Here is a 501-nt window from a genome sequence, read left to right on the forward strand (position 1 = left end):
GGGAGTACGTGGGTGAGGTGATCGGCGCCGACGACGTCCCGCCCACCTGGCGGGCGAGGTCCCGCGCCTGGGCGCCCGACATCCGCTACCTCGACGGCGAGTACGTGCTGACGTACGGCCTGTCCACGGGCGGCCTCGCGGTGGCCACCGCGCAGACGCCGACCGGCCCGTGGACGCACCGCGACGAGCTGCTGGTCCCGTCCGCCGCGATCGAGGGCTGCCCGACCGGCAACATCGACCAGGCCCTCTTCACCGACGACGACGGCACCCTCTACCTGTACTGGGGCAGCTACGACGTCCTCTGCGTCTCGGAGCTCACCCCGGGGGCGCGAGAGCTCACCGGGCCGGTGACCCAGGTGGCGCAGGGCCGCCGGATGGAGGGCGCGTTCGTGGTGCGGCGCACCGCGCTCGGCATGCTCCTGGAGGCGACGGGCATCAACCCCGCCGCGAGCCGCCTCTCCGGGGTGCGGTCGAGGACGCTCACCTGGACGGTGTACGCGG

General features: G+C 74.1%; 1 protein-coding gene. It reads left to right on the top strand.

The annotated features are described in order from the left end of the window. The coding region (locus tag ACYVJ0_RS13890; protein WP_460818452.1) for a family 43 glycosylhydrolase at positions 1 to 501 on the top strand (501 nt) is incomplete at both ends.

This window comes from Microbacterium petrolearium (assembly GCF_054782875.1).